This is a genomic window from Microbispora sp. GKU 823, assembly GCF_002027145.1.
Taxonomy (GTDB): Bacteria; Actinomycetota; Actinomycetes; order Streptosporangiales; family Streptosporangiaceae; genus Microbispora; species Microbispora siamensis.
This window is the reverse complement of the sequence record NZ_MWJN01000019.1, coordinates 69,099-94,357: the sequence shown is the minus strand read 5'-3', so window position 1 is coordinate 94,357 and position 25,259 is coordinate 69,099. Positions and strand designations below refer to the sequence as shown.

Here is a 25,259-nt window from a genome sequence, read left to right as displayed (position 1 = left end):
GGGCGTCGCCGGGGTCAGCTGAGCGCCGCCCCGGCGTCGTCCGCCCCACCTGCGGCGCCGGTGGTGTCGTCATGGGTGGCCAGGGGGTCGCCGAAGCGGCGGATGAGCGCGATCGCCGCATCGACGACCTCCTTGGCCTCCTCCTCGGTCTCGCTCGTCGCGACCTCGCGGCCGGCCTCGCCGATCACGCTGGTGAGCACCGAGACCGTGAGGCGGTCGGTCGGCGTGTTCGCCGCGCCGAGCAGGACGGCGTTCTGCCGCACCCACTCCCGGCCGCGGGTGCGCCGCATCAGCTCGAACCCCGGCGGGCCGTCGCCGTCCATGAACAGCCGGGCCAGGTCGCGCCGCTGCCAGGACCCTTCGAGGAACGCCCTGGCCCCGGCGATGAACAGCTCGACGGGGTCCTTCACGCCCGCCTGCTTCGCCGCGGCGACGCTGGACGCGGCGGCCTCCTCGTGGGCGGCCTGGTGCTCCTCCCACAGCGCGAGGAACAGCTCGGTCTTGCCGCCGAAGTGGTGGTAGAGGCTGCCCACGCTGGAGCCCGCGCGCTCGACGACGTCCGCGACGTTGGCGTCGGCGAAGCCGTGCTCGGAGAAGACCTCGCGGGCGGCCTGAAGCATGCTCTTGCGCGTCTGGGCGGTGCGGCTCCACTCCCACGAGCCGCTCCTGCCGCCGGGCTTGCGTGCCATCTGGGCTCCTCGTTTCCCTGGATGACGCCATAGTAACGGGTCGAATTCTAGAAACTGATTCCAGACCTCTTGACACCCCTCCGGCGGGGAACCAGGCTGGAGCCGATTCCTAGAGAGCAATTCTAGAAAAGAGTCGCGTCGATGGACTTCTCCCTGAGCCCAGAGGAACTGCAGATCCGTGACACCATCCGCGCGTTCGTGGAGCGGGAGGTCATGCCGCTCGAACCCGAGGTGCTGCGCAGCGAGCGCGCCGGCGGCCCCGGGCTCGATCCCGAGGTCCTACGCGACCTGCGGCTCAAGGCGAAGAAGATGGGCTTCTGGGGCATCAACACCCCCGAGGAGTACGGCGGGGCCGCCCTGGGCCCGGTCATGTCCGCGATCATCGCCATGGAGATGGGCCGGACGTTCGTCCCGTTCAGCTTCGGCGGGTCGGCCGACAACATCCTCTACGCCGGCACCGAGGAGCAGAAGCGGCGCTACCTCATCCCCACCATCGAGGGCGAACGCCGCTCCTGCTTCGCCATCACCGAGCCGGGCGCCGGCTCGGACGCCCGCAGCATCCGTACGCGTGCCGTCAAGGACGGCGGAGACTGGGTCATCAACGGCGAGAAGACCTTCATCACCGGCGGCAACGAGGCCGACTTCGTGATGGTGTTCGCCGTGACCGACCCCGACAAGGGCGCGAACGGCGGCGTCACGTGCTTCCTGGCCGACCGCGACATGGGCTGGAAGTCCGAGCCGATCCCGACGATGGGGCAGTGGGGCCCGGCCTCGCTGGTGTTCGAGGACGTCAGGGTGCCGGAGGAGAACATCCTCGGCGAGCTCGGCAGGGGCTTCGAGCTGGCGATGCAGTGGATCGGACAGGGCCGCTACATGATCCCCGCACGGGCGGTCGGCTCGGCCGAGCGCATGCTCCAGATGGCGATCGACTACGCCAAGATCCGCGTGTCGATGGGCAAGCCGATCGCCGAATACCAGGCGATCCAGTGGATGATCGCCGACTCGCAGGTGGAGATCGAGGCGGCCAAGTGGCTCACGCTGCACGCCGCCTGGCGTGTGCAGCAGGGCATGGACGCCCGGCACGCCTCCTCGATCGCCAAGCTGAACGGCGCGGTCATGGCCAACCAGGTCGTCGACCGCGTGCTGCAGATCCACGGGGGCATGGGCTACACCAAGGAACTGCCCATCGAGCGGTGGTATCGCGAGCTGCGCCTGTTGCGGATCTTCGAGGGCACCGACGAGATCCAGCGCAGGACGATCGCCCGCAACCTGCTCAAGGGCCACGCTCGCCTCGGCACGATCGGGGAATGAGCATGGCGGTAGGAGAGCTGTTCAACCCCCGGTCGATCGCCCTGGTCGGGGCGACGGACAAGTCCGGCTGGTCGATCAGCACGCTGACCAACCTCCGTACGCACGGCTTCCGCGGGCCCGTGCACCTGGTCAACCCGCGCGGCGGCGTGGTGCACGGCGAGCAGGCCCACCGCAGCCTGTCCGACATCCCCGGCCAGGTCGACCTCGCGTACGTGATGGTGCCGACCACGGCCGTGCTGCCCGTGCTGCGCGAGGGGGCCAAGCTCGGCATCCGTCACTACGTGATCCTCACCGCGGGCTTCGGCGAGACCGGCCCGGAGGGCGCCGCCCTGGAGGCGGAGATCGTCGACTTCGCCCGTGAGAACGACCTCACCGTGCTCGGCCCGAACGGCAACGGCTTCATCAACGCCGCCGCGGACGTCACGCCGTACGGCCTGCCGATCCCGTCCCCGCTGCTGCGCGGGTCGGTCGGCGTGGTGCTGCAGAGCGGCGCGCTGGCCAGCTCGGTGCTCGGCTTCGCCCAGGCCCGCAACGTCGGGATCAGCCTGCTCACCTCGATGGGCAACGAGTCGCTCGTCACCGTCACCGACGTGATCGACTACCTGGTGGACGACCCGGCGACCAAGGCCATCGCGCTGTTCCTGGAGTCGGTGCGCGACCCGGCCGCGTTCTCCCGGGCGGCGCGCCGGGCGCTGCTCGCGGGCAAGCCGATCGTCGCGCTGAAGATCGGGCGCAGCCGGCTCGCCTCCCGCACCGCCCAGGCCCACACCGGCGCGCTCGTCGGCGACGACAACGTGATCGACGCGGCGTTCCGGCAGCTCGGGGTGGTGCGGGTGCGGTCGCTCGAGGACCTCATCATCACCGCGGGCCTGCTGGCCGAGGTGGGCCCGCTGCCGGGCCCGCGGATCGGCGTCGTCACGCCCTCGGGCGGCGCGTCGGAGATCATCGCCGACCGGGCCGAGGACGAGGGACTGGAGCTGCCGGCGTTCGCCCCGGAGACGGTCGCCCGGCTGCGGGAGATCGTGCCCGCCTTCGGGACCGTGCAGAACCCCCTCGACGTCACCGGCTATGTGCTCATCGACCGTACGCTGCTCGGCCGCGCCCTGGAGGCCGTCACCGCCGACCCCGGCGTGGACGCGGTCATGCTGCTGTCGGACCTCCCGCGCGTCGCACCGCCCGACCCCGCGCCCGTGTACGCCATGTTCTCCGCGAGCGCCAAGCGCATCGCCGAGGCCCCGATGCCGGTCGTCGTCGTGAGCAACGTGCTGACCGACGTCACCGAGTTCGGCCGCGACGTCCAGCGGGAGGCCGGATTCCCATACGTCGCGGGCGGCATCGAGCACGGCATGCACGCCATCGGGGCCGCGGTCCGGTGGTCCCGGGCGTACCGCGCCGCCGTCGAGGCGAACGGAGCCGTCCCGGCGAAGGCCGTGGCGAGCGCCCCGGCGGCCGAGACGGGGACCGGCGTGTGGGCCGAGCACCGGGCCGCCGCCCTGCTGTCGTCCGCCGGGCTCCCGGTCGTGCCCGGCGAGCTGGTGTACGACGAGGAGTCGGCCGTGGCGGCGGCGGTCGGGTTCGGCTACCCGGTCGTCCTCAAGGTCGCCGCCGACGGACTCGGCCACAAGAGCGACGTCGGAGGGGTCCGGCTGGGCCTGTCCGACGCGCGGGACGTCGAGCGGGCCTACCGCGAGGTCGTGGCCGCCGCCGCGGCGGTCCCCGGCGCGGGCCGCGTCGGCGCGCTCGTCCAGCCGCAGCGTGGCGGCGGTGTGGAGCTGCTGGTCGGCGTCGTACGGGACCCGGCGTGGGGGCTCACCCTGGCCGTCGGCCTGGGCGGGATCTGGGTGGAGGCGCTGCGCGACACGGCGCTGCGCGTCCTGCCGGTGGACGCGGCCGAGGTGCGGCGGGCGCTGGACGAGCTGCGCGGCACCGCGCTGCTTCGGGGCGCCCGCGGCACCGAACCCGCCGACCTCGACGCCGTCGCCGAGGTCGTGGCCCGCGTCGCCACGTTCGCCGAGAGCCTCGGCGACGACCTGGAGTCGCTGGAGATCAACCCGTTGCTCGTCCGCGGCTCCCATGTGGAGGCGCTCGACGCGCTCATCACCTGGCGCGACCGGCCAGGCCGCTGAGCCCTGCTGCTGACCCCTGCCGCTGACTTCGGCCGCCTATGCGCACCCGTGAAGCGCGCCGGTCCCCGGCGCGCTTCACGGGTGCGTCGAGCCTCACCCGGCTCGTCCTTCGTCCCAGCTCTCCAGCCCCCAGGCCTGGCGCGTCTCGCTCGTCAGTCTCCACGCCAGTTCGGTGTTCGTCCCGAGCGCCCAGCGCGCGGACGCCATCATGTCGAATACGCACTGCCCTTGTGAGTCGTCTGCGGCGAACTTCACTCGATCCTCGTCGAGATGTTCGTTGAACACGTCTTCCAGCGTCATCGACAGATACAGGAAGGCCGTCAGTTCTCTGCGCAGGAAGCCGGCTTCGGAGTCGGCCTTCTCGTGATTTACCGGCTGTGCGGAACGAACGTCGTGGAGCAGATCGGACAACTCCTTACCGGCATAAGATCCGACCTTGGCTCTGTGTAGCACGTGGAGTAGTGCGGCGTCGTTTCCGATCGCCTCTATCCGGCTCAACGCCCCCGTCTTCCTGCGAACGTCATCTCTGATCAGCCGCCTGGCGATCAACCTGAACTCGTCGGGCTCCCCGTGTTCCGTGGCCGTCCGGATGACGTGCCGAGCCGAACGGATAAGGTCGCGGGCCAGCCCGCCGGACAGCGCGTGGCACAGCGCCACATACGGCTCCGACAATCCGATCACCCGTCTGTAGAGCATCCGCCGTGACTCCCGATAGTCCAGGAGCTCTACGCGCACGATCTCGTCGAAAGAGCTGTCGAAGGCATCGCGAAGGCGTGTGCCTCTGCGCTCGAACGCCGTCAACGCGTCATCGGACACGGTTATCAGAAAGTAAACCCGGGGCACTCCGAAGATGCTTTTGATCTCGTTGAGAAACTTCTCTGCCTGGTCGGCGGATGCGATCTTGTCGAGCTCGTCTATGCCGATCAAAACGCGGCCTCCCTGTCCCCTGACATGCGCGGACGTCATGCTCGCGAACACTCGGAACAGGCGAACGATCTCGGGATATCCCATCGGCTGTTCCGCGCGGGAGACGCCGCGGGATTTTTGGCCGTCAAGTCCCAGGCCCAGTTTGGTCCCGAGGCTCGCCTTCAGGCTGCCGGACCACGACTGACTGTGTGTCTGGAGATATTTGATCCGGGACAGATTCCGCAGCGCGGCCCTCTTCAGTCGGCGATCCCTGCGGAGTCCCAGTCGTCGTCCCAGAAAAACCAGCCCGCAGGAGCCATAGAAGATCACCAGGGGGACGCCCCCGAGCGCTATCGCGCCGGCCGACAGCGTCCGCATGGCCGGCGTCGAATAATTGTGCAGACCGAACCAGAGCATGCCGCCGAATATCACGTTCACCGGTACGCTGCAGACGATCAGTGCGAGCACTGCGAATAGGACTCTGCCCGGCCTTCTTCGCCCGACCTTGACGGCGACGGAGCGGCATAGCGCCGCGAACACGTGAAGTACGAACTCGCGAGGCATGTAATCAACGGGCGCGGACACCATGCAGCAGATGTCGGCGGAGGAGGCGCGGCTTCGAGGGTCGCAGTAGAGTCGCAGTAGCGATGATTTTCCCGAGCCACGGGGCCCGGCTATCCCGATACTCCCCCCGGTGAACTGGCGGATGAGCTCGCCCACCTCCCGTTCAGTGGATGTCGGCACGTAGTACCGCGTGCTGTGTAGTTCCCGGAGGCCCGGGCTCTCCTGAACGGCGAAACGCCGGCTCAGCCGGTCTTCACGCGCCTGCTTCAAGGCAAGGTGGAGAGTAGGGGTGATCAGATCGCGCTTGACGATGGCGGAGAGGAGGGCCTTCCGCCGAGAAATGTAAGTACTTCGATCCGGGTTGCGTGCGACGATGAACAGGATCCGCTGTCCAAGCATCGTCTGCCGCGCGCGGAGATGAACCGCGGCGAGCGCGGCGGCCAGGAGCATCAGGCCGCCGATGAACCGGAGTGCGCCGAGGAGGTCGAACAGCCCGCTCGCCAGCAGGCCGATTAATAGAAAGCCGCCACCCGCGACACCTCCATATCTGGTCAGCCGGGGCAACAGACGGTTCCACTTGTCGTCCGCGGCGTGCTTGGCGGCGGTGGTCAATGCTGTTTGGTAGTCACTGAGCGCCGTGCAGAAACGGTCGTATTCACCGGGAGCTTCACGTGGAATCCGCTCAAGCAGACTGGAGGCGATTTCATAGAGCCGATGTTCCCTGGCGCCCACGTCTTTCATTGAGTTTCGGGTTTCTTCCTGGACCAGCATCCTCTCCAGGAGTCGCCGGAGTCTGGGCTGGAGCACTTTGTCCGGAGGGATCTCCTCTCCTTTGAGAACGTCCTCGATCGCCTCTGCGAAATTCTCGAGCCGCCTCTGAACTCTCATCCATTGCTCCTGTGTCTTCCGGGCTTCCGGAAGGTCCGGTCGGCTGGCTGGGCGTCAAGGCCGTCCAATACGTAGTCGCCGGGCCGGTCCTGACCATTACAGCGATTCCGGGCGGCTTCGCGGTGGCGCCGTGCAAGAGCCCGGCCGTCCCCCGGACGGACCCGGAGAATCACGCCGGGCGGCGCCAATGCTTCATCGCGCGATGAAGAAAGAGACCTTCGACGGGTGCGACCGGTCTGTCTTGCCGAAGTGCCGGGCAGATGCGTCATCGCCCGGTGCGGCCGGAGGACATGGGGTGCGAGACCCGTGATCGGTGCGGTTCACAACCGCGGTTCGCCGCCGAGCCCGGTGTCGCGGGCGCGGGCGATCGCCTCACCCCGGTGCCGCGCGCCCAGCTTGAGCAGGACGTTCGACACGTAGTTCTGTACGGTCTTCACGCTGAGCCCCAGCCGCAGCGCGATCGCCTCGTTGGTCAGGCCCGCGGCCATCCGCTCGAGGATCTCCGTCTCCCGCTCGGTGAGCTGCGGGAACGGCCCGGATCGCGGGGCCGCGGCGAAAACACGTTCGGCGACGGCGGCGTCGAGAATCGCCTGGTTGGCGTGGACCGCCGCGAGAGCGCGCAGGATCTCCTCCGAGGACGCGTCCTTCAGGACGTATCCCCGCGCCCCGGCCCGCAGGGCCTTCCTGACCAGAGCGTCGTCGGAGTGCATGGTGAGGACGAGCACGCGGACCTCCGGCGCCCGCCTGCGGATCCGCTCGATGGCCTCGACCCCGCCGCCGCCCGGCATGTGCAGGTCCATCACGACGATGTCGGGCCGCGTGTCCACGGTCGTCTCCTCGGCGGAGGCCGTGTCCCACGCCTCTCCCACGACCTCGACGTCGGGCACGCTTTCGAGCAGCCGGCACAGACCCATCCGGAACACGGGATGGTCGTCGGCGACCACGACTCTCATGGCAACTCCAGCGGGAAGACGGCCGTGACGGTGGTCCCGCGGTCCGCCCTGATCGCGAACCGGCCGCCGATCGAGGCTACGCGCCGCCGCATGGACGAGATGCCCACGCCGGCCACATAGCCGGGGCCGATGCCCCGGCCGTCGTCACGGACCTCCACCCGCAGCGATCCCTTCTCCTGGCGCAGGCTCACGGCGCAGCTGCGTGCCCCGGCGTGACGGAGCACGTTGGCCACCGCCTCCAGGACGACCAGGTAGGCGGCCTCCGCCACGGCGGGCGGCGGCTCGACGGCCCCGGAGACCGTCAGCGTGCACTCCACGTCGAGCGCCGCGCACCGCTCCACGTGCTCGCGGACGGCGGCCGCCAGGCCGAGATCGGCGACGGGACCGGGTTGCATCGCGTCGATGATGCGGCGTACCTCGCGCGCCGCCATCCGCACATGGTCGCTGATGAGCTGTAGATCCCTCTCCTCCCGGCTCCCCGGTCCCAGCCCGCGGCGTACCCCGTCGAGACCCAGTCCGGCTCCCGACAGCAGCGGCCCGAGCCCGTCGTGCAGGTCCTGCCGCAGCCGTAGCCGCTCCTGCGCGGCGGAATGGATCGCCTGCTGCCGCGCCCGGTCCAGCTCGGCGGTCAGGCGCGCCGCCGCGAGGGCCGCCGCGACGTGGTGACCGAGCTCGGCGATGAGCCGCAGGTCCTTCTCGCCGTACGGCTCCCGCCTCGCCCGCGGGCCGACGACCAGCGTGCCGAGGCGCTCCCCGTGGGCGACCAACGGCACCTCGACGGCGCGGGGTCCCGGCTCACCGAACCTGGCGATCTCCTCGGGCAGGCCGTCGGTCAGCAGCGCGACCGCCACGCCCGGACTGCGCAGAGCGTTCGCGATCAGAGGCGCCGCCCGGCGCGCGATGTCCACGGAGGTCGCCGCTCCGCCGAGCTGCCGCCGCAGCTCCGCCAGCGCGTCCAGCGGGCGGTCGCGGTAGCCGTAGAGAAGGCCGCTCATCCTGTGCTGGAGCACCCGGCGCCCGGACTCGATCAGGGCCGCGACGACGGCGGCGGCGACCAGCGCGACCTGGGGGGAGACGGCCCGGCTGAGAGCCGTCCCGAGCAGCGCCACCGCGGCGAGGTAGCCGGAGAACATGAGGCCGGTGACGGCCAGGTAGACGAACGTCCGCCGGATGGCGAGGTCGATGCCGTACAGGCGGTATCTCAGGACTGCGAGCGCGATCGCCACCGTAGGCGCGATCGGGATGAGCAGGATCGCCGCCTGGCGCGCGTGGTGGGGCAGCAGGCCGCCGGCGATCTCGATCAGGAGCACGTAGCCGGCGGCGTACAGCAGGTACGTGATCTGCCGCCGGGCGTCCGGCCCCGATCTGATCCACCGGACGACCAGGGACGCGATGCTCACCAGCGCCACGACGATCACAGCGACGGCGATGAGGTCCCAGGGTTGCCCGACGGCGGCCAGCGCCGTGACCAGCAGCCCGGCCCAGACCACCGGCCGCCACCGGGGCGTGACCGGGCGTCCGTCCGGGAACAGCGCGGGCAGCACCGTGAAGAACGGCACGAAGAAGAAGGCCCAGATCCAGCCGGTCACCCACTCGGCCGCGCTCCAGCCGGGCCAGCGGCCGGCGGCGTAGCCCCACAGCAGCACCCCCAGGGCCGCGGCCGTGCCCATGGACAGCAGCACGAGGCCGATGCGGCTGCCCTCGCGCGACCGGATCAGCGCCACTCCCGCGACCGTGTGCACGACGGCCTGCGAGGCGTTCTGCGCGAGCGCCCACTCCATTCCCGTCGCGCGGATCACGAAGGCGCAGCCGGCGACGTGCTCGCGAGCACCACGGCCGCCAGTGTCTGTGCCGCCCGTTCCACGAGATCAGCGTCCGCCGCCGGCCTCAGACCTGTCCAGCGGGAACCGGGCGGCGCAGGCCGTACGCCACCAGGCAGAGCCCGAACACCGCGAACGCGGCCGCCCCGCCGTACGGCACGAGGAATTCGAGCACCAGCCCCGCGACGGTGGCGGCCCCCCACCAGCGCACGCCGCCGTCGAGCAGGAAGGCCAGGCCGATGACCAGGACCCCCAGGTAGAAGACGTACATCAGCATCTCGACCACCATGAACCCGCTCGGCAGGTCGCCCCTGCCCATGAGGGCGCCCCAGACTATCGCGCCGACGGTCACCGCGACGTGCATGAGCGGTCCGGACGCCAGCATGATCGCTCCGGCGCGGCCGGCCGGTCCCTGCCGGTCCCTGCGGCGGGCCCACAGGGCGATGAGCGACACGGGGATGAGGACCCAGTACCACTTGACGGTGAGACCGCCGACCCACTGCGCCGGCTCCTCCTGGCCGGTGGCCCGGACGTGGTCGATGAGCGCGTAATGAGTCGCGAGCAGCACCGCGCCGAGCGTGAGCGCGGCGCCGACGACCTGGAGCGGTACATAGGCCAGCCGATCGATGAGCTTTCGCATCGTTTGCCTCCCTGGTTCGGTTGGCTCCGATGCTGTTCCGCAACCTTCCCGGAGGGCATCGGGCGCGGCTCCCGATAGGCCGGGAGATCCCACCGGGACCGGCCCGGCGGGGACCCTCCGACGGCCGTGCCGGAGGGTGGCCGTGCCGGGTCAGAGGCGACGGTTGGATGTGTGGCCCTCGAGATTCGGCGGGCCCGTCGCAGCGGTCACGGGGGATTTGCGCAGATGCGTCAGGACCGTGAACACGGGCCAAGCGTTCCAGGAGGGGTTCTCCGGACTCGCCGCGAAGGTCTTCGACCGACTTCACCCAGTCCCGCATGTGGTGATCGGCCTCCGGCCACAGCGGCGGCATGCGGTTGTTCGCTGCGGCCGAAATTAGCGAACCGAACAACTTGCTCCCAGCCGGTGCCGCTTCCGCTGACGATCCCAGGCGAGCCGCCAGGGGTCCCTCCGGCGGGGGTGCCGGAGGGGCACGGGGCTTCCCACGTGGAAGCTCTGGACGCCCTCATCACTGGCGCTACCGGCCCAGCCACTGACCCCGGCCTCCTTGTGCGCACCCGTGAAGCGCGCCGGTCCCCCGGCGCGCTTCACAAGCGCGTCACCAGCCCTCATCGAAGAATGCGGTGCTGCGCTCCTTCCATGCCAGCGTGTACAGCAGCACGGCGGCGACGGCCATCACCAGCAGGGTGACCGTCACGGCCGGGCCGACGTCCGGCGGGGCGGAGGCGAGGAACCCTTCCTCCGGGATCGAGGCCCGCCAGAGCCCGATCAGCGTGATCAGCCCGCCGGCCAGGGCGGACGCGAACACGATGACGCTGTAGGCGCGCGCCCAGAGTCGGCCGCGCAGCAGTCCCCTGACCAGCGCCACGGCCATGCACGCGATGGCGAGCGGCGGCAGCGGGGAACCGTTCGCGTTGACCACGAGATCCACCGTGGCGACGACCCCCACCAGTGCGGCCACGCCGACACAACCGGCCACGAGGCGGACGCCGCCGGGCGCGGCCAGGCCGTCCGGGCGGGCGGCACGGACTTCGGCCCGGGCCCGGCCGTGCCCCTTCAGGTAGTCGTCGGCCTGCTGCCCGTACGGCAGCCTGGCCATGACGACGGCCGCCACGGCGTTCGCGACGATGGACAGCGGCACCGTCGCGGGCACCGACGGGCGGCCCAGGATGCCGAGCGTCAGCACGGCCAGGAAGCCCGCCAGCAGCCAGCCCGAGACGGCCAGCACCAGCCGGGCGGGGCGCAGCCCCCAGTGCAGGGCCACCGCCGCGGCCAGCATCGGCACGGCCAGTGTCAGCACGATGGGCTGCACACCGTCCCAGTCGTCGGCGTCCAGCAGGCCGCTTTCGATCATGCGCTCCAGCGTGGCCGTCTGCACGAGCAGGCCGCCGGCCAGCAGATAGCCGAGGAAGGCGGCGGCGTGGACGGTTCCGGGGACCACCAGACGGCCCCCGGCTGTCGTGGGAACCTGGGTGCTCATGCCGGGCACACCTGCGTCAGTCCCCCGGCGTGGCCCTTCAGGCCCCACGCGATCTTGGTCGGGTAGCGCTGGCCGGTGTCGTCGCCGAACCAGATGCGCTCCACACCGCTGTGCTCACCGAGCCTGCCGGCACGCTCGGAGCCCTCGTCGATCGTCACCCGCTCGTCCCGTGGGTGGCCGTCGGGGTCGGCGTACTCGAAGTGGAAGGTGATCTTTCCGGCGTACTGGCCGAACCGCCTGGGGGGTGCCTCGAACCAGAACGCGCAGGGCTTGTTGAGGATCTTCGGCCGGTAGCTGACCTCGACGCAGCGATGGGTGCCGTTGGCGTACGTCCAGGCGGCCAGGGCGGCCTCGTCGCCCACGGTCTTGTACTGGTTGGCCGCGCTGCCGGGACAGCCCTGGGAGGGGTTGTAGGAGTCCACCACCTCCACGGTGACCGGCAGAGAGTAGACGTGTGCGACGGCGACGTCGAGGAGTGGCGGCAGCGCTGGCTGGACGTCGCCGGCCGGCAGGGCACCCCCGGGCCGGAGGAGGCTGCGGGACCGCGCACCGCCGTCGCGGAAGCCCACATCGAAGACGGTGGCGAAGACGGTGCCGGAGACGTGCCGGCCGGTCGCGGGCGGGTGCGCGGGAGCCGGAAACCGGGGAGCCGGGTGCGCCGGATGTGGATCACTGCGAGCGTCGTCCTCTCCCTGGCCGTCGCAGGCGTGCTCGCCCTGGTCCTGTGGCCGCGCGCGGGCCCGCGATGGCCTGGTCCCCGGCCAGGAAAGTGCTGCCCTACACCTTCAAGCAGGGGCAGAGCAAGGTCGACGGGGCGGATCCGGCACGGGCCGGCTGCGTCGAGGCGGTGACGCTGACCTCGCAGGAGATCTGGTCAGGACCGCAGCGGCTGGGCAACATCGAGGTGCGCTACAACGCCGAGTGCGGGAAGGCCTGGGCGCGGCTCGACCCGAACGCCGCCCTCATCAACTTCCCCTCCGACGACATCCGCGTCCGTCTGGAGACCTTCCGGCCGGCCGACGGCAGCGCGAGCCGGATCGACGAGAAGTTCGTCCGCGACCGGCACTGGGCCGGCATGCTCAGCACCCGCGTGGGATGCGTCGTGGCGCGGGGCCAGATCGTCATCGACGGTCAGGCTTCCGACACCGTCCAGACGTCCTGCGCACACCCCTGAGCGGACACCGGCCCCGGCGGGGCCGGGCGTCGCGGCGGCGGCAAGCTGCGCAGTTCGGGCCATCAGCCGCGTCACCAACCTCCCTGGGGAAGGACCCAGATCGATGTGATCAGACTCCGGGATCACCGTCGGCACGATGATGCGACTGCGGTCGCACGAAAGCAGGGACTCCAGGGGGACGCGCGAGCGGCCTGCGTGATCAACGATTGGTCGCGTGATCGAAACCATCGCGGAGATCGGCATGTCGCCCCTGGAAATCCTGCTTCTGCTGGGCGTCGTCGGCCTGCTGTCGTCGCGGTGGTGCCCGCCCCCGGCCCGGCGGCCGGTCGCGCTCGCCGCGGCGGCGGTCGTCGCCCTGTCCGGGATCGTGCTGACCGTGCGCGGGTTGCGCTGGCAGATGGCGCCCGCGCTCGCCGGCGTCCTGGTCGCGCTCGCGTTCGCCGTGCCGGTACTCGCCGGACGCCCGGCACGGCGGGTGAGACGGTGGCTCACCCTGCCGGGAGTCGTGGTCTGCCTCGGCCTGGTCGGTGCGAGCGCGGCCGCCGCCTGGGCGGTGCCCGTGCCCGTGTTCCCCGGGCCGTCCGGTCCGTACGCGGTGGGCACGGCCGTGATGCAGTGGACCGACGCCTCTCGCCCGGAGCCCGCCACCGATGAGCCCGGCGACCAACGCACGGTCGTGGTCCAGTTGTGGTATCCCGCGCCCAAGGGCACGGCCGGTCCCCGTGCCCGGTATCTCGGCCGCACCGAGCGGGAGGCGCGTACGGTCGCCGACGGCCTGACCGGCTACATCGGCGTGCCCGCCTTCCTGCTCGATGACGCGGTCCGTGCCCGCACCGGCGCCGTGTACGACGCGCCTGCGGCGGCCGGGCGGTTCCCGATCGTGCTGTTCTCTCCCGGGCTGGGAGGCGTGCGCACCCAGAACACCGCGTGGGCGGAGGAACTGGCCGGCCACGGCTACGTCGTCGCGGCCCTCGACCACCCGTACGACTCCGCCGCCGTCGTGCTCGACGATGGACGGACGATCCGCACGCGGGTCGTGGCCACCGGCGACGACGAGGAGGACAGACGGCTCGCGACCGGCTGGACGGCGGTCAGGGCCGCCGATCTCAGCTTCGTCCTCACCCAGCTCGGCCGCCTCGACAGGGGCGAGATCCGCGGCCCGCTGACCGGACGGCTCGACACCGCGCGGGCGGCGGCGACCGGGCACTCCATCGGCGGAGGCGCCGCTCTGCGGGCCGCCCGCCAGGACTCCCGGTTCGCGGCGGTGATCGATCTGGACGGCTACCCGTACGACCCCGCGCCCCGGCCCTACCATCAGCCGGTGCTCGCGCTCACCCATCCCGTCGACCCGGCCGACAACCCGTCGTACATCCCTCGTCTCACCCGGATCCTCGCGCTGAGCACGTCGGAGAGCTACCGGATCACGGTCCCCGGCGCGGCGCACCTCACCTTCGCCGACGCGCCGCTCTACCTGCCGCCGGTGCCGTCCGTTGTCGGTTCCCTGGGCCGCACCGGGGGCCTGTCCGTCACCATGGCGGCCACCAGGGCCTTCCTCGACGCCACCCTGCGTGACGAACCCGGCGACCTGGCCACGCTCCTGCGCCCGTACGGCGACCTCACCGTCCACCGGCCCGCGCGGAAGGATGACGCGGGGGACCGTGACTGACGCGCTGTCCGCCGACGTTCACCAGGGTCGAGAGGGCGGTACGTGATCGGCGAGGGATCTGCACTCGCCGAGCTTGTCGGTCGTGTCCTGGGTCTCCGATCCCGGAGACACGATCTCCACGACGAGCAGCGCGTGCTCGGCACGAAGACGCTCGCCCCGCTCGCGGTCCAGGCACCGACAGAGCGCGACGTCGGGACTCCGGTTGAGCAACGGCAGGTCTCTCAGGCGTAGATCCACGTCGTTGTTCACCGTGAGGCACTCATGCCCCTTGCTCATCGCAGCACGGGCATGCCGCTCCAGCAGGTTGGCCAGCCGCAGTCCGTGCCCGGCGCCACGGGCGGGGACCCTCCGGCGGGGGCCCCGAGGGTCGCCGTGCCGCGTCAGGGGCGGTGGTTGGACAGGACGAGAGTGGCGGCGGAGGCGAACATGCCGCCGTTGCCGAGGACGACGCCGACCTCGACGCCGGGCACCTGGGCCGCCGCCTCGCCGCGCAACTGCCGTACGGACTCCTGGATGGCGAACATCCCGTACATGCCGGTGTGGGTGTAGGAGAGGCCGCCGCCGTTGGTGTTGAGCGGCAGTCGGCCGCCGGGAGAGGTGTGACCCTCGGCGATGAACGGCCCGGCCTCGCCGCGCTTGACGAAGCCGAGGTCCTCCAGCCCGTAGATCGGCACGTGCGCGAAGGCGTCGTAGATCATGAGGTGGTCCACGTCGTCGTGGGAGATGCCCGCCTCGGCGAAGGCGGCCTCGCCGGAGCGGCGGAAGGCGGCGGAGGTGGTGAAGTCCTCCATCTGGGAGATGATCGGCGACTCGGCGGACTCGCCGGAGCCGAGCAGGTACACCGGCGACCTGCGGGCGCGCTCCTCCGTCGTCACGATCAGCGCGCCGCCGCCGTCGGTGACCAGGCAGCACTCCAGCAGGTGGAAGGGGTAGGCGACCATCCGGGAGGCGAGCACGTCCTCGACGGTGATCAGGTCCTGGTACATGGCCCGCGGGTTGAGGTGCGCCCACCGGCGCTGCGCGACGGCGACCTCCGCGAGCTGCTCGTGCGTGAGCCCGGTCTCCTTCATGTAACGCAGCGCCGTCAGCGTGAACATGGTGGGCGGGCCGAGCACGCCGTACGGCAGCTCGAACTGGCCGATCAGCGAGTCGGGACCGAGGGCCGGCCGGGGCGCGCCGACCCGCGACCGCCCGGATTCGCCGTGCGTGATGAGCACGGTCGTGCACAGCCCGGCCCGGATGGCCGCCGCGGCGTGCCGTACGTGGAAGAGGAAGGACGAGCCGCCCACCCCGGTGCCGTCGAGCCAGGCGGGAGTGATCCCGAGCTCGTGGGCGATCTGGATCGGGCCGGGCATGCCGACGGTGGCGACGCCGTCGATGTCGGCCTTGGTCATCCCGGCGTCGGCGAGGGCGTTGCGCGCGGCCTGGAGGTGGAGCTGCGCGGTGGACATGTGGGGCAGCTTGCCGAGCTCGTCGGTCTCGGCCGCGCCGGCGATCACGATGTTCATACGGCGGCCCCGGCCGAGGCGGGGGTGAACAGGGGGACGTGCACGTCGCCGCGCTGTTCGAACACCACGCGCAGCTCCATGTCCAGGGGCAGGTTCTCCGGCGTGATCTCGACGCCGACGATGTTCGTCATCATCCGCACGCCCTCCTCCAGCTCCACGACCGCGATGGCGTACGGCCCGTCCTGCTCGAAGCCGGGAGCCGGGCGATGGTTGATCACGTACGAGTAGAGGGTGGCCCTGCCACTGGCCGTCACCCACGTGACGTCGTCCGAGCCGCAGTGCGGGCAGGCGGGCCGTGGATAGAAGTAGTGCCGTGAGCAGGCGAGGCAGCGCTGGATCCGCAGCCGTCCCTCCGCCGTGCCGTCCCAGAACGGCTGGGTCTCCGGCGTCGGCTTCGGGACGGGCTTGTGCGATGCGGTCATCGTTCTCCTACGAGGCGGAGGAAGTCTTAGAGTCGAATTCTAGAACTCCAATCTAGAGTTGGCGAGGGCTCGTTGTCAGGGGCTCGGGACGCCGTTGCCGCGCCGGCCGCGGCCGGCCAGCAGGTCGTCGAGGGACGGCACCGGCTCGGGGTTGCGCGGCCCCGGCTGCGCGAGTTGCACCAGGACCCCGTGGGCCTCCTTGGGGTGGAGGAAGACCTCGCGCCACCGGGGTTCGGCGAGGTTGAGGCCGAACAACCGGTAGCCGCGCCGGCGCAGAGCGGCCACGGCCGCATCGATGTCGGTGACGTGGAAGTTGAGGTGGTGCACCCCGCCTCTGCCACGGGTGAGGTCGAAGAAGCTGTCGAAGAACGAGGATCCGGCCAGCGGCTCCATCAGCTCGATCTTGCTCCCGTTGGCGTACCTGAGCTGGAGCGTCCGGTAGCCGTTCACCACGTTGTCGCCCCCGCCGAGATAGACGCCTCCCAGCAGGTCGCGGTAGATCGGCAGCAGGTCCCTGATGCGTGGCGCGGCGACGGCCGTGTGGTCGAAGGCCGCGTCCAGTCCGGCCAGCTCCTCGACGATGTCCACCCGTCCTCCTTCGATCGAAATCCTAGAATCTCATTCTAGGCATCCGATTCCCAGGAAACACCATGCTCACAACCCTTGACTCCAGCCGTGAGAGGGCGGAGCATTCGTGGAAATGAATTCTAGAGCTGGCTTCTAGAACTCATCGCTGGGACGGGGGCTGACGAGAAAGGCGTGTCAATGGGCCTGTCCTACGTACGCGAGCTCGACGAGTACCCCACCGGGGCTCGTCGCATGAAGATCCTCACGATGGCCGTGCTGGCCGTCCTCATCGGCTCCTATGAGGCGCAGATCGCCCCCGTGGTCCCGCTGCTCCTCAAGGACCTCGACATGTCCCTCGCGACGTACGGCGCGGTGTCCGGGGCGGCGGCGGTCGCGGGGGCCGTCGCGTCGGCGGTCGGCGGCAGGCTCACCGACCGGCTCGGCAGGGTGCGCCTGCTGGTCCCGCTGATGCTGCTGACCGCCGTGTGCTGCTTCGCCATGACGCTCGTCCACAGCTCAAGGGACCTGCTGATCGCCAGGATCGTGCTGGCCTTCGTCGACGGGGTGGCGATGGCGAGCACGGCGCCGCTGGTCCGCGACTTCTCGCCGCGTCTCGGCCGGGCCCAGGCGTTCGGCTTCTGGACCTGGGGTCCGGTGGGGGCCAACTTCCTCGCCGCCGCCGTCGCGGGCTGGACGCTGCCGATCTTCGACGACTCCTGGCGGTCGCAGTTCGTCATCATGGGCTGCTTCTCGCTGGTCATCTCGATCGTCATCGCCCTCAACATCGCCGACCTGTCGCCCGAACTGCGCGCGCAGATCCAGCACACCGAGCGCCAGTCCGCGGACGTCGTCGACCTGACCAGGCCGGCCAGGGTCTCCTCGCTGTTCGTCCGGCGCAACATCTGGGCCCACGTGATCGGCATCTCGCTGTGGCTGGTGCTCTACATCACGCTCACGCTCTTCGGTCAGACCATGCTGGTCGGCGCGCTGGGCATCACGGCCGCCGAGGCGTCCACGATCATGGCGTGCTTCTGGAGCCTCAACCTGATCACCCTGATCGTGGCCGGCCGCCTCTCCGACCGCACCCAGCTCCGCAAGCCGTTCACGCTCGGCGGCACCGTGGCGGCCGTGCTCGTCACCGCCTACCTGGCCTCGCTCCTCGGTGGCCAGGGCGTCTCCAGCGGCATGCTCATGATCGTCGGCGCGCTGCTCGGCGGCTCGCTCGGCGTGGCGTACGGGCCGTGGATGGCCAACTACTCCGAGGACGCCGAGGACGTCGACCCCCGGCTGCAGGGCACGGCCTGGGGACTGTTCGGCTTCCTCACCAAGGCGATCGCCGTGGTCGGCCTGCTGGTCATCCCGCACGTGGTCGAGGCCACGAGCTGGCAGACCTGGCTGGTGGTCTCCCTGGTGTGCCTGGCGCTGTTCGCGCCCGCCGTCTTCCTGTTCCACGGCCCCTGGCGGCGTGAGCGCGCCGAGACCGTGGACGGCCCGGAGGCCAGGGTCGCGGTGGCCGAGTAGAAGTCATCCCGGCGGATAGCCGCCCAGGCCCTTGCCGAGCAGGTCGAAGACCCGTTCGACGTCCGCGCGGTGGGCGCGCTCGATCTCCTCGTCGGGCCCGCCCTCCCGGACCCGCTGACGCAGCCGCCGGTAGAGCGCCCGCTGCGCGCCGACCAGCGTCGAGGCGACGATGCGGGGCAGCGGGTCGCCGGGCTCCGCGCCCGCCTCGGCCGCCAGCGCGTCGGCGAGGACCCGGATGATGCGCTCGTTGACCTCGTGCATCTTCCGCTCCAAGGACGGGTTGCCGCTGACGAGGTCGAAGAAGCTGCGCGGGTGGACGAGGTCGCGCCGCATCCCCGCGACGAACCGGGTCTGCGCCAGGCACAGCGCCCGGAAGGAGTCGAGGATGGAGACCCCGGCCGGGCGGTCGGTGACCGCCGCCAGCGACATGGCCTCCCGGTTCTCGGCCCGGTAGAAGACCAGGTCCTCCTTGGTCGGGAAGTGGTTGAACACCGTCTTCTTCGACACCTGGGCGGCCGCCGCGATCTCGTCCACGGTGACCTCGTCGAATCCCCGGGCCCGGAAGAGCGCGTTCGCGGTGTCGGCGATGAGCTGCCGGGTCCGGTTCTTCTTCAGCTCCCGCAGTCCGCCCGCACTCATGGGCACAGCGTATCGGCCTCCTTGGTTACACCTGGTGTACTGTTATACCAAGTGTAATGAATGGGGAGGCGGGATGACGCATCCGGCGGTGGAAACCACCGGCCTGGCCAAGCATTACGGCGACGTCGAGGCCGTACGCGGCATCGACCTGACCGTGCACAGAGGAGAGATCTTCGGCTTCCTCGGCCCGAACGGCGCCGGGAAGTCCACGACGATCAGCATGCTCTGCACCCTGACCACGCCCACGGCCGGCGAGGCGCGCGTGGCCGGTTACGACGTGGTGCGCGAACGCGACAGCGTGCGGCGCTCGATCGGGCTGGTGTTCCAGGACCCGACGCTGGACGGCTATCTGACGGCCGAGCGCAACCTGCGTTTCCACGCCGAGCTGTACGGCGTGCCCCGCGCGGACGTCGGTCCGCGGCTGCGGGGAGTGCTCGAGATGGTGGGGCTGTGGGACAGGCGCGGCGCCAAGGTCGCGACGTTCTCGGGCGGCATGAGACGAAGACTGGAGATCGCCCGCGGCCTGCTGCACTCGCCGCGGGTGCTGTTCCTCGACGAGCCCACGGTGGGCCTGGACCCGCAGACCAGGAGCTCCATCTGGTCCTACATCCGGGACCTCAAGGAGGCCGAGGACATCACGGTCTTCCTGACGACCCACTACATGGACGAGGCCGAGCACTGCGACCGCATCGCCATCATGGACGGCGGCCGGATCATCGCGCTCGACACCCCGGCCGCGCTGAAGGCCGGCGTCGGCAAGGACCGCGTCCAGATCGAGACCGACGACGGCGCGGCGGCCGTCGCCGCCCTGGACGAGCGGTTCGGCATCCGGGCCGTCGCGTCCGGGGACGTGGTGGTCTTCCACGTGGACGAGGGGGAGCGGTTCGTCCCGGAGCTGTTCTCCCGGTCGGGGCTGCCGATCCGGTCCGTCAGCGTGGCCAGGCCCAGCCTCGACGACGTGTTCATGTCGTACACCGGCCGTCGATCCGCGACGCGGAGTCGACGGCGGCGCGCGTGGCCCGGCCGCGCTCGCCGCGGCGCGAGGAGGCCGGCGATGACGTTGCCCGTCACGGCGGTCCGGGTGCCCGGGCGCAGCGCGATGAGCGAGCTGCGCGCCGTCAAGGTGGTCTGGCAGCGCGAGATCATCCGGTTCTTCACCGGCCCGCTGCGCATCCTCACCTCTCTCGTGCAGCCGTTCCTGTTCCTGTTCGTCCTCGGCACCGGTCTGTCGCAGCTCACCTCGGGCGGCACCGGGGGGCTCGGCCTGCGGACCTTCCTCTACCCGGGCATCCTCGCCATGGCCGTCCTGTTCACCGCCATGTCCTCGGCCGCCTCGATCGTCTGGGACCGGGAGTTCGGGTTCCTGCGGGAGATGCTGGTCGCGCCGGTGTCCCGCGGGGCCATCGTCCTCGGCAAGTGCCTGGGCGGGGCCACCGTCGCGGCCTTCCAGGGCCTGGTCGTCATCTGCATCGCGGGTCCCGTGGGCGTGCCGTACGCGCCGGGCCTGATGCTCGGCGTGTTCGGCATCCAGGTGCTGCTGGCCTTCACCATCACGGCCTTCGGGGTCGCGATGTCCGTGCGCGTCAGGCAGATGCAGTCGTTCATGGCGCTCAACCAGCTGCTGATCATGCCGCTGTACTTCATGTCGGGCGCGATGTTCCCCGCCTCGAACCTGCCCGCGTGGCTGACCGCGCTCAACCGGATCGACCCGCTCTCGTACGCCGTGGATCCCATCAGGCGGCTGGTCTTCGCGCATCTGAACCTGACGCCGGCCGTACGCGCCCGGCTCGCGCCGGGGCTGACGTGGGGCGGGTGGCATGTCCCCATCCCCGTCGAGGTGGCCGTACTCGCGGTCCTCGGGCTCGCCCTGCTCGCGACCGCGATCGCACAGTTCGGCAGAGCCGACTAGAAAGCGCAGTTCGGCAGAGCCGACTGAGCTGGGTGGTCCGAGTCCGGCTCGGCGAGAAGTTCCGACTATCGGAACGAGCGGTTCTACTTTGCGTGTTCATTAAGTAACTTTCCGCAAGGGATACCGGCTCGCCGAGCGAGGAGGCCGTGCATGACCGCGGACACCGTGGACACGTCCATCAAGGGGATCACCGGCGTCGGTGACACCGGCGGCGACGCCGCCGTCACGAGCGCCGTCCGGGGACGGGTCGACGAGCTGCTGGCCGGTTTCCTCGACGCCCGGCGTCCCCCTGTCGGTGATCCGGACGTCGCCGAGGGCTACCGGCTGCTGCGCGAGTTCGTGGTCAGGGGCGGCAAGCGCATCCGGCCGCTGCTGTGCTACTGGGGCTGGCGTGGCGCGGGCGGCGAGGATCCGCACGAGGACCGGGCCGTCCTCACCGGCGCGGCGCTCGAGCTCTACCACGCCGGCCTGCTGATCCACGACGACGTCATGGACGGCAGCGAGCTGCGCCGCGGGCGCCCGACCATCCACAGGGGGCTCGCCGGAACCCCGCGGTGGACGGGCGCGGAGACCTTCGGCCAATCCGCCGCCATCCTGCTCGGAGTGCTCGCGCAGGCGTGGGCGGACGAACTGCTCGCGGACGCCGCCACCGGCGACGTGCGGGGACGCGCGGCGCGCGAGCTGTTCAACCGGATGCGCACGGAGGTCGTCACCGGGCAGTACCTCGACATCCTGGCGCACGCCCGCGCGGACGCGGACGTCGAGCAGGCCCTGACGGTGATCCGCTACAAGACGGCCCGATACACCGTGGAGCGCCCGCTGCAGATCGGCGGGGCGCTCGCCGGGGCCCCGCCCGCCCTCCTGGAGGCGTACTCCCGGTTCGGCCTGCCGCTCGGGGAGGCGTTCCAGCTGCGCGACGACGTCCTCGGCGTCTTCGGCGACCCCGCCGTCACCGGCAAACCGGTCCTCGACGACCTGCGTGAGGGAAAGCGGACCGTGCTCATGGCGTACGCGTACGCGCGGGCGCGGGGACCCGAACGGGACCGGCTGCGGACTTGGCACGGCGCCCCCGACCTGGACGAACGGCGGGCGGCCGAGCTCCGGCAGATCATCGTGGACACCGGCGCTCTCGGCGAGGTCGAGGACCTCATCGCGCTGCGGGCCGGGCAGGCGCTCGACGCGCTGCGCGACTGCGCGATCGCCCCGGATGCGGCGCGGGCGCTCACGGTGCTCACCGAGCGGCTCACCCGCCGCGTCAGGTGAGGCGCGCGATCGGTACGCCCGCCTCTCTCACGACTCCCGCCGCCGGGACACTCCGGCCGCCTTCGCGTGCGGCCGTACGGGCACCCGGCGCATGCGGTGCGGCCCTGTCCGGGCCGGTACGACCCTGATCTTTCCTTCCCCCTCCGCCGCTCGGCGACGAGCGTGACCAGTCACCGAACAACCGGCCGCCGTGCCGATCACAGATGGGGTGATGTGCCGTGACCGAAAACACCATGCCGACCGACAACCGGTTGAGCCTCAGCACCAAGGCCGCGCGCAACCTGGCCACGACGACCAAGACCCCGCCGCAGATGCAGGAGATCACCTCCCGTCATCTGCTGCGCGTGCTGCCCTGGGTCGAGGCGGTGGGCGGCGTCTACCGGGTCAACCGGCGGCTGACCTACCAGATGGCCGACGGGCGGGTGACGTTCGTCTCGACCGGGGCGGACGTGCGGGTCATCTCCGCCGAGTTGTGCGAGCTTCCCGCCCTGCGCGGGTTCGGCGACGCCGACGTGCTCGCCGCCATGGCCGACCTGTTCACCCAGCGGGAGTACGAGGCCGGCCAGGTCATCGCCCGGGCCGGCACCCCGATGGACGAGGTCCTGCTCCTGGCCCACGGCAAGGTCGACAGGCTCGGCGAGGGGGCGTACGGCAACGAGACGCGCCTCGGGGTGCTGGCCGACGGCGAGTACGTCGGCGAGCAGATGCTGGTGAACGCGGACGCGCGGTGGGAGTGGACGGTCAAGGCCGTGACGTCGTGCACCGTGCTCGCCCTCGGCAGGGAGGAGTTCGAACGGCTGCTCACCCTGTCGGACGGCCTGCGCGAGCACGTGCAGGCATACCGAGAGGACCCGGACCGGCCGGTGAACCGGTATGGCGAGGCGGAGATCGCGCTGGCGGCGGGGCATGAGGGTGAGGCGACGCTGCCGGGGACGTTCGTGGACTACGAGCTGGGGCCGCGTGAGTACGAGCTGAGTGTGGCGCAGACGATTTTGCGGGTGCACTCGCGGGTGGCGGATCTGTACAACGAGCCGATGAACCAGACCGAGCAGCAGTTGCGGCTGACGATCGAGGCGTTGCGGGAGCGTCAGGAGCACGAGCTGGTCAACAACCGCGACTTCGGTCTGCTGCACAACGCCGACCTCAAGCAGCGCCTCCACACCCGTTCCGGCCCGCCCACCCCCGACGACCTCGACGAGCTGCTCGCCCGCCGTCGCAGCTCGCACTACTTCCTCGCCCATCCCCGGGCCATCGCCGCCTTCGGGCGGCAGTGCACCCGGCGCGGGGTCTATCCGGACGTCACGGAGGTGAACGGGGCGACGGTCATGGCGTGGCGGGGGGTGCCGATCCTGCCCTGCGACAAGATTCCGATCACCGAGGGCGGGCTCAGCTCGATCGTGGTGATGCGCACCGGGGCCGAGAAACAGGGCGTCGTCGGCCTGCGCCGTACGGGGCTGGCCGACGAGTACGAGCCCGGCCTGTCGGTGCGCTTCATGGGCGTCGACGACAAGGCGATCATCTCCTACCTGGTGACCACCTACTACTCGGCGGCCGTCCTGGTGCCCGACGCCCTCGGCGTGCTGGAGAGCGTCGAGGTGAACTGACGACACGTCCGACCGGCCGGGGCGCTCGGGGGAGTGTCCCGGCCGAGGCGGGCTTCCGCCGTTCGCCCCTCATGCATGGGGTGGCGCGGCTAAGGTGGCCGCTGGCCGGTCAGGATGTGGTCCACGAGCGTCGCGGGGTGGGATTGTTCGTACCGTTGGATCGCGCCCGCCGGGCGGAGGCGGCCTCCGCCCTGGGGAGCCTGGAACGCGGGATAGAGATCCTCCTGTGCCTGGCCGCCGGCATGAGGCCGATGAACCTCACCCAGGTGCACCAGTCCACCGGGTTCTCCAAGACCACCACCCATCGCCTGCTCGGGACGCTGCAGCGGCGCGGCCTGGTCACGCGTACGGGTGGTGACTACACGGTCGGCGGACGCCTGGCCGACATCGTGGCGCCGCGCGGCTGGGCGGTCCAGGGCCGTCGCCTCCCCGGCTCCCGCAGGGCGGTCCTGCCACACCTGCTCCAGCTGTACGAGGCCACCCGGCAGACGGTCAACCTGGCCGTGCCGGACGGCTTCGAGGTCGCGTACGTCGAGCGGTTGTACGGGCACAACCGGGTCAAGTCGCCGTCGGACGGCGTCGACCGGGCGCCGCTGCACTGCACGGCCATGGGCAAGGTGCTGCTCGCCTACGACCCCGGTCTGCGCGCCGCGTTCCTCGCCGCCCCGGCCCTGCGGCGGATGACCCGCCGTACGGTGACCGCGCCGGCCGTGCTGGAACGCGAGCTCGCGGCCATCCGCGGGGAGGGCGTGGGGTACGCGCGGGAGGAGTTCGCCGAGGGGGTGTGCTGCGCCGCCGCGCCGGTCTTCGGCCCGGACGGCGGGGTGTGCATGGCCGTCGCGGTCGCCGCGCCGGTGGGGGCGGCGGCGCTGCCGCGGATGGGCGCGGCCGTACGCAGGACCGCCCACCAGATCACCGGCGCCCTCCTCCTGTGATCCCCGCTTCGCGGGTTGGGGCCGCCGGGTTCGGGGAAGGCTCGACCGAGTCGAGGGCGGCGGGCCTGGGCCGCTCCGGCCGCCGGCGCGCAGGACCGGCGTAGCCGTCGTGGTCTCAGGGAGAGTCATGCGCCGAGGACCGTACGCGTCCCGCTTGATCGGCCGGGCCGGCCTCGTCGCCGTACCGGTGACCGTGCTGCTCACGGCCTGCGGGACCCCGGAGCCGCAGGTGCGGCCGCGGCCCGTGGCCACTGGCGGCCCGGTGTCCACCACGGTCCCCGCGTCCCCGGTCCCCGCATCGCCTTCGCCCAGCTCGTCGGTCGTCTCGGCGGCGAGCCATCCCGAGGCGTGCCGGGACGGCGCCTGCGAGGTGGCGGTCCGCCCGGGGGACCGGTTGCGGCTCGACCGGAAGACCGGCCTCGACGCGATCACGATCGCCTCACTCGACCGGGGCGAGTTGCGGCTGCGGTTCGAAGCGGGCGCGGGCGCCTTCCAGGTCGAGGGCATGAACACCGACGTCAGTCAGGACTGCGTCAACGGCCGCTGCCGGACGGCGGGCGGGCTGACGCTGGCCGTGGGACGCCCCGGCAAGATCGGCGACATCCGCTTCCGGCTCGCGAGCGTGGCGCCCGACCACGCGGTGTTGGTCCTGTCGCCGGCGTGACCTTCTGCGG

The 25,259-nt window shown here is 71.0% G+C and carries 22 protein-coding genes; 10 read left to right on the top strand and 12 right to left on the bottom strand.

Features of this window, described 5'->3' with window-relative positions; genetic code table 11:
* Positions 1-14: 14 nt before the first annotated feature.
* On the bottom strand, positions 15-689 hold the full coding sequence (locus B1L11_RS13055) for a TetR/AcrR family transcriptional regulator (RefSeq protein WP_079314712.1): 675 nt from the start codon (positions 687-689) through the stop codon (positions 15-17).
* A 141-nt stretch (positions 690-830) separates the two neighbouring features.
* Here B1L11_RS13055 and B1L11_RS13050 point away from each other — a divergent pair, with 141 nt between their 5' ends.
* Together B1L11_RS13050 and B1L11_RS13045 are read left to right on the top strand one after the other, a co-directional pair.
* The gene (locus B1L11_RS13050; protein WP_079314711.1) at positions 831-2,000 is read left to right on the top strand and encodes an acyl-CoA dehydrogenase family protein; all 1,170 of its coding nucleotides are present in this window, start codon (positions 831-833) and stop codon (positions 1,998-2,000) included.
* Complete coding sequence (locus B1L11_RS13045; protein WP_256862491.1) at positions 1,997-4,126, top strand: acetate--CoA ligase family protein; 2,130 nt, start codon at positions 1,997-1,999, stop codon at positions 4,124-4,126. The genes B1L11_RS13050 and B1L11_RS13045 overlap by 4 nt, the downstream gene beginning before the upstream one ends.
* A 93-nt stretch (positions 4,127-4,219) precedes the next feature.
* On the opposite strand, the gene B1L11_RS13040 is transcribed toward B1L11_RS13045, so the two are convergent.
* From B1L11_RS13040 to B1L11_RS13015, 6 genes are all read right to left on the bottom strand, one after another.
* Entirely contained in the window at positions 4,220-6,484 is a 2,265-nt protein-coding gene (locus tag B1L11_RS13040; RefSeq protein WP_079314709.1) for a hypothetical protein, read from the bottom strand.
* 320 nt (positions 6,485-6,804) lie between these two features.
* Positions 6,805-7,437: a response regulator transcription factor gene (locus B1L11_RS13035; protein ID WP_079314708.1), complete on the bottom strand. Its 633-nt coding sequence runs from the start codon at positions 7,435-7,437 to the stop codon at positions 6,805-6,807.
* Positions 7,434-9,236 (bottom strand): sensor histidine kinase, encoded by a 1,803-nt coding sequence (locus B1L11_RS13030; protein ID WP_143737224.1) that lies wholly within the window; start codon positions 9,234-9,236, stop codon positions 7,434-7,436. The genes B1L11_RS13035 and B1L11_RS13030 overlap by 4 nt, the downstream gene beginning before the upstream one ends.
* Before the next feature lie 88 nt (positions 9,237-9,324).
* Positions 9,325-9,897, bottom strand: coding sequence for a hypothetical protein (locus tag B1L11_RS13025; RefSeq protein ID WP_079314706.1), 573 nt, complete (start codon positions 9,895-9,897; stop codon positions 9,325-9,327).
* 598 nt (positions 9,898-10,495) lie between these two features.
* Entirely contained in the window at positions 10,496-11,377 is an 882-nt protein-coding gene (locus B1L11_RS13020) for a hypothetical protein (RefSeq protein ID WP_143737223.1), read from the bottom strand.
* Positions 11,374-11,946, bottom strand: coding sequence for a hypothetical protein (locus tag B1L11_RS13015; RefSeq protein WP_079314704.1), 573 nt, complete (start codon positions 11,944-11,946; stop codon positions 11,374-11,376). Before B1L11_RS13015 ends, B1L11_RS13020 begins: the two co-directional genes overlap by 4 nt.
* A 155-nt stretch (positions 11,947-12,101) precedes the next feature.
* Between B1L11_RS13015 and B1L11_RS13010 the strand changes: the two genes are divergently transcribed.
* Together B1L11_RS13010 and B1L11_RS13005 are read left to right on the top strand one after the other, a co-directional pair.
* The gene (locus tag B1L11_RS13010) at positions 12,102-12,551 is read left to right on the top strand and encodes a DUF2690 domain-containing protein (protein WP_143737222.1); all 450 of its coding nucleotides are present in this window, start codon (positions 12,102-12,104) and stop codon (positions 12,549-12,551) included.
* Between the two features lie 214 nt (positions 12,552-12,765).
* The gene (locus B1L11_RS13005; RefSeq protein ID WP_218671066.1) at positions 12,766-14,217 is read left to right on the top strand and encodes a hypothetical protein; all 1,452 of its coding nucleotides are present in this window, start codon (positions 12,766-12,768) and stop codon (positions 14,215-14,217) included.
* 18 nt (positions 14,218-14,235) lie between these two features.
* Here B1L11_RS13005 and B1L11_RS13000 read toward each other — a convergent pair whose 3' ends face one another.
* The 4 genes from B1L11_RS13000 to B1L11_RS12985 all read right to left on the bottom strand — a co-directional run bounded on the left by B1L11_RS13000 (position 14,236) and on the right by B1L11_RS12985 (position 16,735).
* Entirely contained in the window at positions 14,236-14,493 is a 258-nt protein-coding gene (locus tag B1L11_RS13000) for a hypothetical protein (protein WP_372974669.1), read from the bottom strand.
* Positions 14,494-14,597: 104 nt separating this feature from the next.
* Complete coding sequence (locus B1L11_RS12995) at positions 14,598-15,725, bottom strand: thiolase (RefSeq protein WP_079314702.1); 1,128 nt, start codon at positions 15,723-15,725, stop codon at positions 14,598-14,600.
* The gene (locus B1L11_RS12990; protein ID WP_079314701.1) at positions 15,722-16,147 is read right to left on the bottom strand and encodes a Zn-ribbon domain-containing OB-fold protein; all 426 of its coding nucleotides are present in this window, start codon (positions 16,145-16,147) and stop codon (positions 15,722-15,724) included. The genes B1L11_RS12995 and B1L11_RS12990 overlap by 4 nt, the downstream gene beginning before the upstream one ends.
* A gap of 75 nt (positions 16,148-16,222) precedes the next feature.
* A complete protein-coding gene (locus B1L11_RS12985; RefSeq protein WP_179155118.1) occupies positions 16,223-16,735 on the bottom strand; it encodes a VOC family protein in 513 nt (170 codons plus the stop codon).
* Between the two features lie 177 nt (positions 16,736-16,912).
* On the opposite strand from B1L11_RS12985, the gene B1L11_RS12980 reads away from it, so the two are divergent.
* Complete coding sequence (locus tag B1L11_RS12980) at positions 16,913-18,235, top strand: MFS transporter (RefSeq protein ID WP_079314699.1); 1,323 nt, start codon at positions 16,913-16,915, stop codon at positions 18,233-18,235.
* 3 nt (positions 18,236-18,238) lie between these two features.
* Here B1L11_RS12980 and B1L11_RS53930 read toward each other — a convergent pair whose 3' ends face one another.
* A complete protein-coding gene (locus B1L11_RS53930) occupies positions 18,239-18,874 on the bottom strand; it encodes a TetR/AcrR family transcriptional regulator (RefSeq protein ID WP_079314698.1) in 636 nt (211 codons plus the stop codon).
* A gap of 73 nt (positions 18,875-18,947) precedes the next feature.
* On the opposite strand from B1L11_RS53930, the gene B1L11_RS53925 reads away from it, so the two are divergent.
* From B1L11_RS53925 to B1L11_RS46765, 5 genes are all read left to right on the top strand, one after another.
* Positions 18,948-20,783, top strand: a complete 1,836-nt coding sequence (locus tag B1L11_RS53925; protein ID WP_079314697.1) for an ABC transporter permease — start codon at positions 18,948-18,950, stop codon at positions 20,781-20,783.
* 150 nt (positions 20,784-20,933) lie between these two features.
* Entirely contained in the window at positions 20,934-22,046 is a 1,113-nt protein-coding gene (locus tag B1L11_RS12965; RefSeq protein WP_079314696.1) for a polyprenyl synthetase family protein, read from the top strand.
* 233 nt (positions 22,047-22,279) lie between these two features.
* Entirely contained in the window at positions 22,280-23,650 is a 1,371-nt protein-coding gene (locus tag B1L11_RS12960) for a family 2B encapsulin nanocompartment shell protein (RefSeq protein ID WP_079314695.1), read from the top strand.
* Between the two features lie 137 nt (positions 23,651-23,787).
* Positions 23,788-24,585, top strand: coding sequence for an IclR family transcriptional regulator (locus tag B1L11_RS12955; RefSeq protein WP_179155117.1), 798 nt, complete (start codon positions 23,788-23,790; stop codon positions 24,583-24,585).
* Between the two features lie 127 nt (positions 24,586-24,712).
* A complete protein-coding gene (locus B1L11_RS46765; RefSeq protein ID WP_179155116.1) occupies positions 24,713-25,249 on the top strand; it encodes a hypothetical protein in 537 nt (178 codons plus the stop codon).
* The last annotated feature ends 10 nt before the right edge of the window (positions 25,250-25,259 follow it).